Raw genomic sequence first — 13605 nt, forward strand, 5'->3', positions numbered from 1 at the left:
CGACTACGAGAAGCGCACCACCCGCACGATGTGGTGCAACTCACCCGACGCTGACGAACACCTCCGGCCCGGACGGTGGGGATCGCTCCCCCGCCGCGTCGATGTCCTGCACTCCACACACGTTCCTGCATTCCGCACACGCCCCTGCATTCCGCACACGCCCCGCAGATCACACACACCCCTGCCCACCGCCAGGCCACCTCCGACGCCCCAAATGTCCGATCTGCAGGGAATCCGCGCCTCTCGCACCTCGTCAAGCGGAGGAGAGCGCTCCCACGCGCGGATCCCCGGCAAATCACACACCTTCGGCGGGTTTCGCGAACGCGTCCGGCGGCCTCGTCGTCGTCGGAATCCCCGCTCGGCTCCGTCGCCGCGTACAGGACGGAGCCGCCTGGGACGTCGAAGCGGTTGCCGGCAAGAGAGGTCGACGCATCAAGTGAGGCGAAGCTGGCAGGGTCCGATGTGCGTCCAACCCGCCAGAGGACGTCGGGGCTCCGGACGACGCGCGGGTCAGCCACCGTTCACGTAGGCGCGAGCGGCCGCCATGACTTCCCGGTAGCGGCCCTCCGCGAGCCCCTCCGCCGGTGCCTCGTCCTCGAGCTGCGGATTCATTCCCATGAACCACGCGCGCACGGTGTGCGACCCCTCGGACGGCGCCAGAAGAGCGTAAACCTGATACGTGTTGCGGGCCCGGCGGTCGTCCTCGGGCTTCAGGCGCAGCTCGGGATTCTCGATCCAGCGGGTGATCGTCCGCTCGTCCTTCCCGAAGATGAAGGCGACCACAGGCTTGCTGAGCACATCGGTCAACTGCCTGATGACATCGTCCGGACTGATCTCGAGCGCATCGACATGCGCGCTGGTCCGCACTGAGTCCTGCGTCGGCATGGCTTCTCCTCCTCGGGCTGAGGAAGAGGCGTCGTGAACGCGCATCCTGTCCTCAGAATGTCGGTGGATTGTCATGCTACCCGTCTCATCGGGGCGCACGCCATCTACGGCGCGCGGACGGTCGCGCCCTCTCTCAGGGTCAGCCGATTCAACCAGGCGGAGCGGGCGGCACCCGATATCCGGCACCGAAGGGGCCGCCAGTTTTCTCGCTCGGCCGGCCCGCTTCTCGGGACGGCTCCTCGCCCTCGGTCGCCCCTGGAAACGACGAAGCCCCCGACCGGACATCCGATCGGGGGCTTCGTCTGGTTCTCTCGAACTCTGGTGCGCGAGGGGGGAGTTGAACCCCCACGCCCTTTCGGGCACACGGACCTGAACCGTGCGCGTCTGCCTATTCCGCCACTCGCGCTCACCAATCGGCACCGAAGCGCCGACGAGAAATCGTAGCATCCCCCGACCCCGGGCCGAACAACCCCACCCCACCATCTTCGGCTCGCAGAACCCGCGTCGGCTCGCAGAACTCCCCGATTCCCGCGAGCCGAGCCCGCCCCACGAGCCCGGCCCCACGAGCCCGGCGCCACCCCCGCCCCGCCCTCCGCCCGCGAAACCACCGCGGAGGATCGCGCATTCAGACCGTCCCAGTAACATGCCCGTAGCCGTGCGCGGCGCAGACCAAGAAGAGGAAGCGGCGACGGGCGCGCAGACATCTCGATCCGTGCGCGACCGCCGAGAAGGTGTAGAACCGGAAGATCGGAAGACTGTGGGCATACTGGACAACTTCGAGAAGGGGCTCGAGCGCGTCGTCAACGGCGCATTCGCGCGGACCTTCAAGTCGGGTTTGCAGCCGGTCGAACTCGCCTCCGCCCTCCGCCGAGAGCTCGACACCACCGCCGCGGTCGTCAGCCGGGAACGTATCCTCGTGCCCAACAGCCTCGTCCTGAGGATGTCCGCGACCGACCTCGACCGGATGCAGCGCATCGGCGCCACGTTGATCGACGAACTCACCACCGTCGCCACCGAGCACGCCACGAAGCAGGGCTACCGCTTCCCGGGCCCGATCGACATCTCGCTCGCCGTCGATGCGGCGCTCAGCGACGGCATGGTCGAGGTCGACTCCCGCAGCGTCAAGGGCACCGTCGCCTACACGCCCGTCCTCGACATCGACGGCCACCGCCACCCGATCACGAAGGCGCGCACCGTCATCGGGCGCGGGAGCGACGCCGATATCACCGTGGACGACTCCGGCACCTCGCGCAAGCACGTCGAGATCCTCTGGGACGGCTCGCGCGCCCAGGTGCACGACCTCGGCTCCACGAACGGATCCAGGCTCGACGGCCGACCCGTCACGCAGGCTCCGCTCGCTCCCGAGCAGACCATCACGATCGGGCGCACCTCGATCGTGTACCGCGTCGTGCAGGGTTCAGCGCCCGCGCGCGCCGACCGCCCGTCGTCCGGCAGAGCAGCCGGACGCAGCTCCGAAGGGTTCTGGGACGACCAGCTATGAGCGAGCTCACTCTGTTCCTCCTGCGCATCGCGTTCCTCGCGCTGCTGTGGTTCTTCGTGTTCGGCATCGTCTATGCGCTGCGCTCCGACCTGTTCGGTCAGCGCGTGCGCAAGCTGCCGGCCGGCGCACAGGCCGCGCCAGAGGCTCCGTTCGTCACGGCCGCCCAGCCGGTTGTCGCCGCTCCCGCCCAGCCCGCCGCTCCGTCCGCTCGGAGGATCCGCGAGACGGCCGTCGAGCGCTCCGGCGCCGAGCAGGGAGGCCCTGCAACGGTGCACACGGCCCAGCGCCTCGTCATCACCTCGGGCCCCAAGCGCGGGACCGAGCTCGAGCTGACCGGCGACCCGCTGACCATCGGCCGCTCCGCCGAGTCCACGCTCGTCATCCGCGACGACTACACCTCGACCCACCACGCGCGGCTGCTCCTGTGGAACGACGAGTGGATGATCCAAGACCTCGACTCGACCAACGGCACCTTCCTCGACGGCCGGCGCGTCGGCGCGCCCACCAAGGTGCCGCTGAACACACCCGTCAAGGTCGGCACCACCACCTTCGAACTGCGGCGGTCGTAGCGCGTGGCCCCCACTCCGGAGAGCGGCTCCGGCCACGGCGCGGTGCGCGAGAGCGCCGCCGTCTCGCACGTCGGCCGGATCCGCTCCAACAACCAGGACTCCGGCTATGCGGGCCGACAGCTCTTCGTCGTCGCGGACGGGATGGGCGGACACGCCGGCGGAGACGTCGCCTCCTCCATCGCCATCAAGCGCATCGCGGAGGCGGACCGCGCCTACGCCTCCACGTACGAGGCCGAGGACGAACTCAAGCGCACGCTGCTCGCCGCGAACACCCTGCTGGCCGACGCCGTGGTCGATCATCCCGAACTCACCGGCATGGGCACCACCGTCAGCGCGATCGCCCGGGTCGGCGAGTCGGTGGCGATCGCGCACATCGGCGACTCGCGCATCTACGTCCTCCGCGACGGCCGACTCGAGCAGGTCACGACCGACCACACCTTCGTGCAGCGCCTGGTCGACTCCGGCCGCATCACGGAGGAGGAGGCGATGACGCATCCGCGCCGCTCCGTCCTGATGCGGGTGCTCGGCGACGTGCACACCAACCCCGAGATCGACACGCTGACGCTCGAGACCGAGCCGCACGACCGCTGGCTGATCTGCTCGGACGGCCTCTCCGGCGTCGTCCCGCACGACGAGATCCTCAAGGAGCTCAGCCGCGAGGAGACCGCGCAGCAGGTGGCCGATCGTCTGATCCGCGACAGCCTCGCGCACGGCGCGCCCGATAACGTCACGGTCGTCATCCTCGACATCCCCGGGGCGGGCGACACCGCGCAGATCCTCGCACCCAGCCCGGAGCCGGTGATCGTCGGCTCCGCCGCCTCGTCCACTCCGCTCACCACCGACGACTCGCAGAACCGCGTCCGGATTCCCGGCCTCCGCCTGCACACCCGCGCACCGGCCGCTCAGGGCCCCACACACTTCGAGCCCGCGTCCGAGGACTACCTCGACGAGCTGATCGAGGAGGACCGCCGCCGGCACCTGCGCCGCCGCGTCACCTGGCTCGTCGGCCTCTCCCTCGTGCTCATCATCGGCTTTCTCGGGATCCTGTTCGCCTACGACTGGACGCAGTCGCGCTTCTACGTCGGCACCGACGGCAACACGGTGATCATCTACCAGGGCATCCAGCAGTCGGTCGGCCCGTTCTCGCTCTCGGAGGTGAAGGAGGACACGGGCATCCCACTCAGCTCCCTCCGCGCCTACGACGTCGAGCAGTTGGAGCAGACGATTAGTGCCGATTCCTACGACGCCGCGGTCGACATCGTCGAGCGCCTCACGGACGCGAACGGAGCACCATGACGGACGCCGCCACGGCCACCGCCCGCCCCGCCTCCGAGCGAGAGGGCTTCTTCCGCCAGAAACTGCGCAATCTCGAGCTGCTCCTGCTGGTCTTCGCCTGCGTCATCGACGCCGGCGCGATCATCCTCGTGCAGCTCGGCGCGCTCGGCGCGATCGACACCACCCTCGTCTCGCTCGGCGCCGGCCTTTCGGCGCTCGTGCTGGCCGTCCATGTGGTGCTGCGCTTCGCCGCCCCGGCCGCTGATCCGTTCCTGCTGCCCATCGCGACGGTCCTGAACGGCCTGGGCGTCGCCGAGATCTACCGGATCGACATCGCCGACGGAGTCATCGGCTGGGACTCGGTCGCCGTGCGGCAGCTCTTCTGGAGCGGTCTCGCGGTCGTCGCCGCCATCGTGGTCCTGCTGGTGATCCGCAACCATCGCGTGCTGTTCCGCTACACCTACGTCGCCGGACTCGCGGCGGTCGTGCTGCTCCTTCTGCCACTCCTCCCGTTCATCGGCCGCGAAGTCAGCGGAGCGCGGGTCTGGATCGGCATCGGCGACGTCGCGAGCTTTCAGCCCGGTGAGATCGCCAAGATCGCTCTCGCCGTCTTCTTCGCCGGCTATCTCGTGCGCAACCGCGACTCCCTCTCGATGGTGGGCCGCACCGTCCTCGGGATGCGCTTCCCGCGCCTGCGGGACCTCGGCCCGATCCTGGTGGTCTGGGCCGTCACGATGGGCGTCATCGTCTTCCAGCGCGACCTGGGCACGGCGCTGCTCTACTTCGGCCTGTTCCTGGTGATGCTGTACGTGGCGACCGGCCGCACCAGCTGGGTCCTGATCGGTGTCGGCCTGTTCCTTGGCGGCGCACTCCTGGCGAGCCAGATGCTCAGCTATGTCGGTAACCGCTTCGCAAACTGGCTCGAGCCCTTCAGTGCCGAGCGCTACGGGGCGGATCCGGGCGGCAGCTATCAGCTGGTGCAGGGTTTGTTCGGCCTCGCGCACGGCGGCCTGATCGGCACCGGCCTCGGCCAGGGAATGCCGGGGATCACGCCCGTCCCGCAGTCCGACTACATCATCGCGAGCCTCGGCGAGGAGCTGGGCCTCGCCGGGCTCTTCGCGATCTTCGGCCTCTACCTCCTTCTGGTCTCGCGGGGGTTCCGCATCGGCTTCGCCGGGCAGGACGACTTCGGGCGACTCCTGGGAGTCGGCCTCTCCTTCGTGATCGCTCTGCAGTGCTTCATCGTCATCGGAGGCGTCACCCGCGTGATCCCCTTGACCGGTCTGACCACGCCGTTCCTGGCTGCCGGCGGCTCCTCCCTCGTAGCCAACTGGATGATCGTCGCCGTGCTGCTGCGGTTGTCTGACACAGTCCGCAGTCAGCCTCGTCTGGTGGTGTGATCCGTCCATGAACCGAGAACTTAAACGGGTGAGCCTCGTCGTGCTGACGATGTTCGTGGCCCTCTTCGTGTCCACCACCACCATCCAGGTGATCGGGGCCGACTCCCTCGAGGAGGACCGTCGCAATACGCGGACCATCAATGAGAGATTCAGGACCGAGCGTGGCGCGATCCTGGTGGGTGGTCAGCCGATCGCCTCCTCGACGCCCTCGGACGACCGCTACAAGTTCCAGCGGCAGTACGCGAACGGTCCGCTCTACTCCGCCGTAACCGGCTACTTCACGCTCGACCAGGGCACGACGGGCATCGAACGATCGTTGAACGACTACCTCTCGGGCACCTCCGACTCGCAGTTCTTCGACAAGGTGAACAATCTCGTCTCAGGTCAGGGCCCCAAGGGCGCCTCCGTCGAGCTCTCCATCGACGCGGTCGCTCAGCAGGCCGCCTTTGATGCGCTCGGCGACCACACCGGAGCCGTGGTCGTGACGGAGCCGGCCACCGGCCGCATCCTCGCGATGGTCTCAAAGCCCACCTTCGATCCCACCGCGCTGACCTCCCACGACACCGACGATGTCCTCGCCGCCTACCGGGCGCTGAACGACGACTCCTCCGAGCCCCTCGTGAACCGTGCGATCGGCGGCTCGCTCAACCCACCCGGCTCCGTCTTCAAGCTCGTCGTGGCCTCGGCCGCCCTCGAGTCCGGCCGCTTCACCGCCGACTCGAGCTTCCCCAACGTCGAGTCGTTTACGCTGCCCGGCTCCTCCTCGCAGGTCATCAACTCTGGAGGCGGTCTCTGCGGCTCCGGCGACACGGTCACGCTGGCCACCGCCGTCTCGCTCTCGTGCAACGTCCCGATGGCCGAGATGGGCGTGCAGCTGGGCGCCGACGCGATCCGTTCCCAGGCCGAGAAGTTCGGCTTCGACGCCGGATTGGAGATCCCCATGTCCGTCGAGGCCAGCGTGTATCCCGCGAAGACGGATGACGCGCAGACCGCCCTGACCGCCTTCGGTCAGTTCGAGGTCAAGGCGACGCCGCTGCAGATCGCGATGGTCTCGGCGGCGATCGCCAACGGGGGCGAGCTGATGCAGCCGAACCTCGTCGACTCGATCCGCTCGCAGGACCTCAGTGTTCTGCAGAAGTTCCAGGAGAAGTCGCTCGGCCGGGTGGTGAGCACCCAGACCGCGGACGCCATCAAGGCGATGATGGTCGCCAGCGTCCAGGGCGGCGCGGCGACGAATGCAACAATAGGGGGCGTCACTGTGGCCGGTAAGACCGGCACCGCCGAGAACGGCGCAAACGACCCGTACACCCTCTGGTTCACCGGCTTCGCGCCTGCGAACGACCCGCAGTACGCCATCACCGTGCTCGTGGAGAACGGTGGAGGGCTCGGCCAGACCGGGTACGGCAATCTGATCGCCGCACCCATCGGACAACAGGTACTAGAGGCGGTGCTGAACAAATGAGACCCACGACAGGCCTCACCTTTGGGGGACGCTACGAATTGCAGTCCCGGATCGCCATCGGCGGCATGGGAGAGGTGTGGCAGGCGACCGATCTGGTCATCGGCCGCACCATCGCGATCAAGATCCTGAAGGACGAGTACCTCGGCGACCCCGGCTTCCTCGAGCGCTTCCGCGCCGAGGCCCGCCACGCGGCGCTGGTCAACCACGAGGGAATCGCCAACGTGTACGACTACGGCGAGGAGGACGGCTCGGCCTACCTGGTCATGGAACTCGTCCCCGGCGAGGCGCTCTCGACCGTCCTCGAGCGCGAGCGCGTGCTCTCGACCGACAAGGTCCTCGACATCGTCGCGCAGACCGCGCTCGCCCTGCACGCCGCCCACGCCGCGGGTCTCGTGCACCGCGACGTGAAGCCGGGCAATCTGCTCATCACTCCGGACGGCCGCGTCAAGATCACCGACTTCGGTATCGCCCGGATCGCTGACCAGGTCCCGCTGACGGCGACCGGCCAGGTCATGGGCACGGTCCAGTACCTGTCCCCGGAGCAGGCGAGCGGCCAGCCCGCCTCTCCCGCGACCGACATCTACTCACTGGGCATCGTGGCGTACGAGTGCCTGGCCGGGCGCCGGCCCTTCACCGGCGAGTCGCAGGTCGCGATCGCTATGGCGCAGATCAACGACACTCCGCCCGAGCTGCCGGTCACGGTCGCCGAGCCGGTGCGAAACCTCGTCTACTCCTGCATCGCCAAGAAGCCCGCCGACCGCCCGGCCACCGCCGCCCACCTCGCGCGGGCGGCTCAGGCGCTGCGCTCCGGCGACGTGCGCGGAGCGGCCCTCGCCGTCCCCGCGGTCCTCAGCGATCTCCCGGCCACGCAGGCCACCACGGTCCTCCCCTCGAATCAGGGGGCGACGCAGGCGACCACGGTCCTGCCCTCTGGTGTCGCGGCAGCCGCCGCACCCTTCCTCCCGGTGGAGGAGCCCGCGGTTCCGGCCGAGGAACCCCGCAAGCGCAGCCCCTGGACCTGGCCGCTGGTCGCGCTCATCGTGATCCTCGCCGTCGTCATCGCCGGCACGATCTTCGCGCTGACCACCGGCGGCGGCGCCTCTGGATCGAAGCCGAGCCCGTCGGCTTCGGTCAGCACGGCCCCGTCCCCGACACCGTCGGCGACCCCGACGCCCTCGACGACCCCGACGTCCACCACGGTCGTCATCGACAAGAACGACTACATCGGGCGACCGTTCGACGAGGTCGAGACCGCACTCGACGCGCTGGGCATGGGTGTGCGGCGCGCCGACGGGCCGAGCGCCCCCACCGCCGATCAGGTCGGACTCGTCGAGGACGTGAACCCCACCGCGAACGTGGTCAGGGGCACGACCATCGAGGTCTCCGTCTACACCGAGGTTGCGAAGCCGAACGCTCCGACCGCCGTGCCCACGCTCACCCCGGCCGCATCGAGCGTGCAGGCCGGAGCCACGTTCACCGTCAGCTGGAGCAACTACAACCAGTGCCCGAGCGGCACCACCGTGACGAAGTACACGGCGACCGCCTCGGGCCAGGGTGCCAGCGTGGTCAGCACCGAGGGGACGACAGCGAAGATTCAGGCCGGACCCTCCGCCGGAACGATCGCCGTCACCTATACGGTCACCTGCGGAGGATCGGAGTCGCTCGCGTCACCCACCCTCTCCGTCACCGTCGACCAGCCCGCGCCCACCGACACCCCGACACCGGCCGCGACGACGAGCACACCGTCACCAACGAGGTAGCAGAGGGCGCCCGCCCGGAACACCAGGAGCCCATAGGTACACTTGGCGTGGCTCCTCGGGGCCGCACCACACGGAAGTACAGGGCGGGAGCGTGCGCGTGACGGATGAGGGACGCCTGATCGCGGGACGGTACCAGGTCGGGCCCCGTCTCGGCCGCGGCGGGATGTCCGAGGTGTATCTCGGCACGGACACCCGGCTCGGGCGCACCGTCGCCATTAAAGAGCTGAAGCTCTCCCTCTCCTCCGACTCCGCCTTCCGCCTGCGGTTCCGTCAGGAGGCACAGTCCGCGTCGCGCATGTCGCACCCCACGATCGTCCGCGTCTTCGATGCCGGCGAAGAGGTCACCGTCGACGTCACCGGCAGCGAGTCGCGTCGGCCCTTCATTGTCATGGAGCACATCGAGGGTCGCCTGCTCAAGGATCTCATCGCCGAGGGCCCCCTCGACGTCGATGAGGCCGTCCGCATCGCGGAGGGCATTCTCACCGCCCTCGAGTACTCGCACCGCGCAGGTGTCGTGCACCGCGACATCAAGCCGGGCAACATCATGCTGACCCCGTCGGGCCAGGTGAAAGTGATGGACTTCGGCATCGCTCGTGCCGTCTCCGACTCCGCGGCGACCGTCGCGCAGACCACGGCCATCCTCGGCACCGCCGCCTACTTCTCCCCCGAGCAGGCGAAAGGCGAGCAGGTCGACGCCCGCAGCGACCTCTACTCCGCCGGCATCGTGCTCTTCGAGCTGCTCACCGGACGCGCGCCCTTTCGGGGCGACACGCCCGTGGCGGTCGCCTACCAGCACGTCAGCGAGACGCCGCCGGCGCCGAGTTCGATTAATCCCGCCGTCACGCCGTCCCTCGATGCTGTCGTCGCCCGTGCCCTGTCGAAGGACCGCTACCAGCGGTTCCAGGGGGCGGCCGAGTTCCGCGACGACCTGCGCGACGCCGCGGCCGGCCGCCTGCCCGAGCACCGCCCGATCGACGAACTCACCACCTCACTCTTCGGGACCCGCAGCCAGGGCGGAGTGAACGACTCCGAGTTCGCCCTGCGCCAGCTCGCCGAGGACAACTCGATCGTCCGCACGCAGCGCCGTCCCCCGGTGCTGTGGATCTGGTCCTCCATCGTCGTCCTCGCCGTGATCGTCGCCGCGCTGGTGATCTGGGTGCTGACCCTTCAGCCCGCGTCGACGCTGCCCTCGCAGTCGCGTGAGGTGCCGAGCCTCAGCCACACCACCTACGACAGCGCTCAATCGACACTGACGGAGCTGGACCTCGTGCCGAGTCAGGTCGCCGAATACAGCTCCACCGTCCCGGAGGGCGAGGTCATTCGTACGGATCCGGGCTCAGGCACGATCGTCGCGCCCGAGACGGTCATCCGCATCGTCGTCTCGCAGGGCCCTCAGCCTGTCGCCGTACCCGACACCGTCGGTCAGCCGCTCACCGAGGCGATCAACGCGCTGAGCGCCGTCGGCTTCGTCGAGGGATCCCAGACTCGCCAGAACTCGCCGACCATCGCGAGCGACATCGTCCTCTCGGCCTCTCCCGGAGCCGGCCAGCAAGTCGTGCCAGGCACGGCGATCGACCTCACCGTCTCCACCGGGCAGGTCACTCTGCCCGACCTCGTCGGGAAGAAGTTGAGCGAGGCCCTCGCGACCCTCGCCTCCGATCAGCTGCAATTAATTGGCATCGAAATCCCTGATGAGACCTGCTCGGGGGCCGGCCGCGCGAACCCGCCGGTGACCACACAGTCGCTGGTCCCGGGAGATGTCCCGCAGGGATCGACCGTCCGGCTCGGCTACTGCGCGGGCTGAGCGCCGCGCGGTGTCGGACCGCCGCTACGCCCGGCGAGCGTCGACGAGCGGAGGCTGAAGTCGCACCACCGTGCCGGACGCCGACTCGTCCACGGATCGGCTGATCCGGCCGCGGATGTCGCTCGGGGTCAGCCCCTCACGGCGCTTGAGCGCTCGGCGCAGATGGTCAGCCGAGGAGAAACCGGAGGCCGCAGCGATCACCTCAAGTGGTACTTCGCGCGGACGGCGGCGCAGCAGCTCGACCGCGCTGGCGACCCTCGAGCGCTCGATCTCACTCGCGACCGTCGTGCCCGCGTCCTCAAAGAGCCGCTGGAGGGAGCGAGTCGACACGTTGACCGCATCGGCCACCGCTTCGGGAGTGCAGCGCGGGGTTCGGTGCGTACGATCAATGACCGTGCGCGCACGGCCGAGGGTCGCCGCGCGCACACTCGTGGTGCCGGGCTGTGCGCTGGCCGCCGCCAGGAACGCGCTCGTGAGGAGCTGCATCACGACGTGCGCGAATCCGGCGACCTCGCTCTCGCCGGGCAGACCCGTCCCCGACTCCGCCGCGAGAGCGAAAGCGGTCGTGAAGGCATAGGCAGCGCGAGTGGACCGGGCGTCCGGGTCGAGCGTGTAGACAGAGGCCGAGGTGTCGAAACCGTACCGACGCATCTCATCGGCCCGGAGGGAGAGCTGGAGCAGCGTGGCCGGGGTGGTCGACTCGGTTGTAAACGTCGTCGTCCCCTGCTGGTACGAGATCGAGCCCGGGCGCAGCAGCACGGTGCGGTCCGGCGTGACCACCCGGACGAAGCCGTCGATCAGAAAGGTGAAGGTGAGGAAGGAAGTGTCGTCGGTCGACCAGGTTCCGCGGAGGACGCGGAGGGGCGAGACCGTCATCAGCACGACGCTCAGATCATCGGTGCCGAAGCCCGAGCCAGTGATGCTCGGAACGGTTCCCGGCTTCACGACAATCCGTGGGCCAAGATTTTCGAGTTCACGAATTCCGGAGAATTCCCAAGAAATCGACGTAACCATGTGACCCCCGGACTTGTCTTCTGTGGCACCGACCCCCTGCCGGCCCCCTTTGATTATGCAGGGAAAGGGACTGCAGCCTCCGCCGCGGTCCCGTCAAATCACGCCACCTAATCGGGGGGGGACGTGCAAGGGGGTGGACAAGAGTGCGCCCGGGGCTTTCGCTCCGGCCGCTGGCTCGCCCTGCAATCCAGCCATCCGCCGGTCGCTGACATGGAGAGGAGGGGTTCAAAATCGGTGCCGTTCGAGGGATACAAACCGCACGCATCGCCCGCCGATCAGAAGCGGCCGACCGCTACCACTTCTCGCAACCAGTTCTGCATCAGACGACGCCCGCCCTCGGTGAGCACCGACTCCGGGTGGAACTGCACCCCGACCAGCGGGGCCGACCGGTGCCGAATCGCCATCACCACTCCCTCCGCCGTTGTCGCCGTCACCCGCAGCTGCCTGGGCAAGGTCCCGCGATCGACCGCGAGCGAGTGGTACCGCATCGCCGCGAATCCGGACGGCAAGCCGTCGAAGAGCGGGTCACCGTCGTGCAGGACCTCCGAGGTCCGCCCGTGCAGCAGCTCCGGCGCCGCCACCACCCGCGCGCCCACAGCATACGCGAGCACCTGGTGGCCCAGACACACCCCGAGCAGTGGCCGCGACGACTCGACACAGCGATGCACGAGCACCGCCGAAGCGGGCGCGTCTTCCGGCCGGCCGGGGCCTGGCGAGACCAGCACGCCGTCCCCGTCCTCCGCTCGAGCGAGCAGCGCGTCTACTCCCAGCTCGTCACCCTCGACCACGTCGACCTCCGCCCCGAACTCGCGAAGGTAGGCGACCAGCGTGAAGACGAAGCTGTCGTGGTGGTCGACGACCAGAATCCGCGGTGTCGCACCGACGCTCACGATCCAACGGTCACGTTCCGGTCGAGCACCAGCGACTGCATCCACGGGAACACCCATTCGTCAAGCGCGACCAGCACGGCCGCGAGGAGGACGAGAACGGTCAGGAGCCGGACCCACCAGGGCCCGGGCAGGAGGCGCCACAGCGCTGCGTACACGATCAACCCTCCTGCGCCAGCGAGGCGGCGATCTCGGCGGGAGCCCCGGCGGAGCGCGGCTGGAACGAATCGAAGACGCCGTAGGCGATGATCCGCTCGGCCGTCGAATAGAGGGGATTGCAGCTCGTCAAGGTGATCAAGCGGTCGGTCGCGGCCGCGCCGGGCGTCCACGGGACCGGGTCGATCACCTGTACGTCCGAGGGCTGCACGTATTCGAGGTTGCGGAAGCGGTAGGTGTACCAGCCGTCCGCCGTCTCGATGTAGATCGGATCGCCGAGCTGGAGTTCGTCGATGAGGTGCATCCCGCCGCCGTAGGCACTGCGGTGGGCGGCCAGGGCGAAGTTGCCGGCCTGGCCGGGCATCTGCGTCCCGGGGTAATGGCCGATGCTGCCCTCATCGAGCACGTTCTCGGCGTCGACGCCCTCAGCGATCGTGCGCACCCAGCCCTCGCCGTAACGCGGGATGTAGAGGTTGCCGAAGGAACTGTCGAGAGCGGCGGCCGTCGCGACGACCGGCTCCGTGGGGGCGGCCTCGGTCGCCTGCGGCGCAGGAGCGGAGTCGCCCCAGCTTTGCCGGAGCTCCGCCGCCTGAGTCGTCTGCTGACCGGCGATTACCGCGTCGTTCCACCAGAGCTGCCAGGCGAGGAAGAGCAGCACCAGGACGCCGGCGGTCATCAGCAGCTCGCCGACGACTCCGAAGAACGAGAGGCGTCGGACCGGGCGGGCCCTCCGTCGCTTTCCTCGCGGCCGCAGAGCCGCCCCGTCGAGGTTCTGGGCGGTCATGCGATGAGTCTAGGCGCGAGGCGCGGCGGCCAGCGGCGCTCCCTCGCCAGCTGGGGAGAACATCCCCCATCGCCCCCCTGAGGAGGAACGCCCACGCCTCGAAGTACG

The 13605-nt window shown here is 68.8% G+C and carries 12 protein-coding genes and 1 tRNA gene; 7 read left to right on the top strand and 6 right to left on the bottom strand.

Annotated features, from left to right (window positions below):
- Window positions 1–510 precede the first annotated feature (510 nt).
- Window positions 511–885 carry a hypothetical protein gene (locus tag C1O28_RS13440; RefSeq protein ID WP_097167743.1) on the bottom strand — a complete coding sequence of 125 codons (375 nt, stop codon included), beginning with the start codon at window positions 883–885 and terminating at the stop codon, window positions 511–513.
- Between the two features lie 319 nt (window positions 886–1204).
- Window positions 1205–1291 (bottom strand) — tRNA-Leu (locus tag C1O28_RS13445).
- A 351-nt stretch (window positions 1292–1642) separates the two neighbouring features.
- On the opposite strand from C1O28_RS13445, the gene C1O28_RS13450 reads away from it, so the two are divergent.
- The 7 genes from C1O28_RS13450 (at window position 1643) to pknB (ending at window position 10656) form a co-directional block, all read left to right on the top strand.
- On the top strand, window positions 1643–2386 hold the full coding sequence (locus C1O28_RS13450; RefSeq protein ID WP_097167742.1) for an FhaA domain-containing protein: 744 nt from the start codon (window positions 1643–1645) through the stop codon (window positions 2384–2386).
- Window positions 2383–2955: an FHA domain-containing protein FhaB/FipA gene (locus C1O28_RS13455; RefSeq protein WP_097167741.1), complete on the top strand. Its 573-nt coding sequence runs from the start codon at window positions 2383–2385 to the stop codon at window positions 2953–2955. Before C1O28_RS13450 ends, C1O28_RS13455 begins: the two co-directional genes overlap by 4 nt.
- A gap of 3 nt (window positions 2956–2958) precedes the next feature.
- Window positions 2959–4251: a Stp1/IreP family PP2C-type Ser/Thr phosphatase gene (locus C1O28_RS13460; RefSeq protein ID WP_243392105.1), complete on the top strand. Its 1293-nt coding sequence runs from the start codon at window positions 2959–2961 to the stop codon at window positions 4249–4251.
- A complete protein-coding gene (locus tag C1O28_RS13465; RefSeq protein ID WP_097167740.1) occupies window positions 4248–5630 on the top strand; it encodes an FtsW/RodA/SpoVE family cell cycle protein in 1383 nt (460 codons plus the stop codon). The genes C1O28_RS13460 and C1O28_RS13465 overlap by 4 nt, the downstream gene beginning before the upstream one ends.
- Before the next feature lie 7 nt (window positions 5631–5637).
- Window positions 5638–7092, top strand: coding sequence for a peptidoglycan D,D-transpeptidase FtsI family protein (locus tag C1O28_RS13470; protein ID WP_097167739.1), 1455 nt, complete (start codon window positions 5638–5640; stop codon window positions 7090–7092).
- On the top strand, window positions 7089–8852 hold the full coding sequence (locus C1O28_RS13475; RefSeq protein WP_097167738.1) for a protein kinase domain-containing protein: 1764 nt from the start codon (window positions 7089–7091) through the stop codon (window positions 8850–8852). Before C1O28_RS13470 ends, C1O28_RS13475 begins: the two co-directional genes overlap by 4 nt.
- 97 nt (window positions 8853–8949) lie before the next feature.
- Window positions 8950–10656 (top strand): Stk1 family PASTA domain-containing Ser/Thr kinase, encoded by a 1707-nt coding sequence (gene pknB / locus C1O28_RS13480; RefSeq protein WP_097167771.1) that lies wholly within the window; start codon window positions 8950–8952, stop codon window positions 10654–10656.
- Window positions 10657–10680: 24 nt separating this feature from the next.
- Here pknB and C1O28_RS13485 read toward each other — a convergent pair whose 3' ends face one another.
- The 4 genes from C1O28_RS13485 to C1O28_RS13495 all read right to left on the bottom strand — a co-directional run bounded on the left by C1O28_RS13485 (window position 10681) and on the right by C1O28_RS13495 (window position 13497).
- On the bottom strand, window positions 10681–11601 hold the full coding sequence (locus C1O28_RS13485) for a helix-turn-helix domain-containing protein (protein WP_160487588.1): 921 nt from the start codon (window positions 11599–11601) through the stop codon (window positions 10681–10683).
- Window positions 11602–11945: 344 nt separating this feature from the next.
- The gene (locus C1O28_RS13490; RefSeq protein ID WP_243392104.1) at window positions 11946–12560 is read right to left on the bottom strand and encodes an anthranilate synthase component II; all 615 of its coding nucleotides are present in this window, start codon (window positions 12558–12560) and stop codon (window positions 11946–11948) included.
- Window positions 12557–12715 carry a hypothetical protein gene (locus C1O28_RS15265; RefSeq protein WP_164861124.1) on the bottom strand — a complete coding sequence of 53 codons (159 nt, stop codon included), beginning with the start codon at window positions 12713–12715 and terminating at the stop codon, window positions 12557–12559. The genes C1O28_RS13490 and C1O28_RS15265 overlap by 4 nt, the downstream gene beginning before the upstream one ends.
- A gap of 2 nt (window positions 12716–12717) precedes the next feature.
- On the bottom strand, window positions 12718–13497 hold the full coding sequence (locus C1O28_RS13495; RefSeq protein ID WP_097167736.1) for a class E sortase: 780 nt from the start codon (window positions 13495–13497) through the stop codon (window positions 12718–12720).
- Window positions 13498–13605 lie beyond the last annotated feature (108 nt).

It is taken from the genome of Rathayibacter rathayi (genome assembly GCF_004011095.1).
Classification (GTDB): Bacteria; Actinomycetota; Actinomycetes; order Actinomycetales; family Microbacteriaceae; genus Rathayibacter; species Rathayibacter rathayi.

Coding starts and splice junctions, on each gene's coding strand:
- C1O28_RS13475 (WP_097167738.1), top strand. CDS start 7,089: ATGAGACCCACGACAGGCCTCACCTTTGGGGGACGCTACGAATTGCAG.
- C1O28_RS13440 (WP_097167743.1), bottom strand. CDS start 885: ATGCCGACGCAGGACTCAGTGCGGACCAGCGCGCATGTCGATGCGCTC.
- C1O28_RS13495 (WP_097167736.1), bottom strand. CDS start 13,497: ATGACCGCCCAGAACCTCGACGGGGCGGCTCTGCGGCCGCGAGGAAAG.
- C1O28_RS13455 (WP_097167741.1), top strand. CDS start 2,383: ATGAGCGAGCTCACTCTGTTCCTCCTGCGCATCGCGTTCCTCGCGCTG.
- C1O28_RS13465 (WP_097167740.1), top strand. CDS start 4,248: ATGACGGACGCCGCCACGGCCACCGCCCGCCCCGCCTCCGAGCGAGAG.
- C1O28_RS13470 (WP_097167739.1), top strand. CDS start 5,638: ATGAACCGAGAACTTAAACGGGTGAGCCTCGTCGTGCTGACGATGTTC.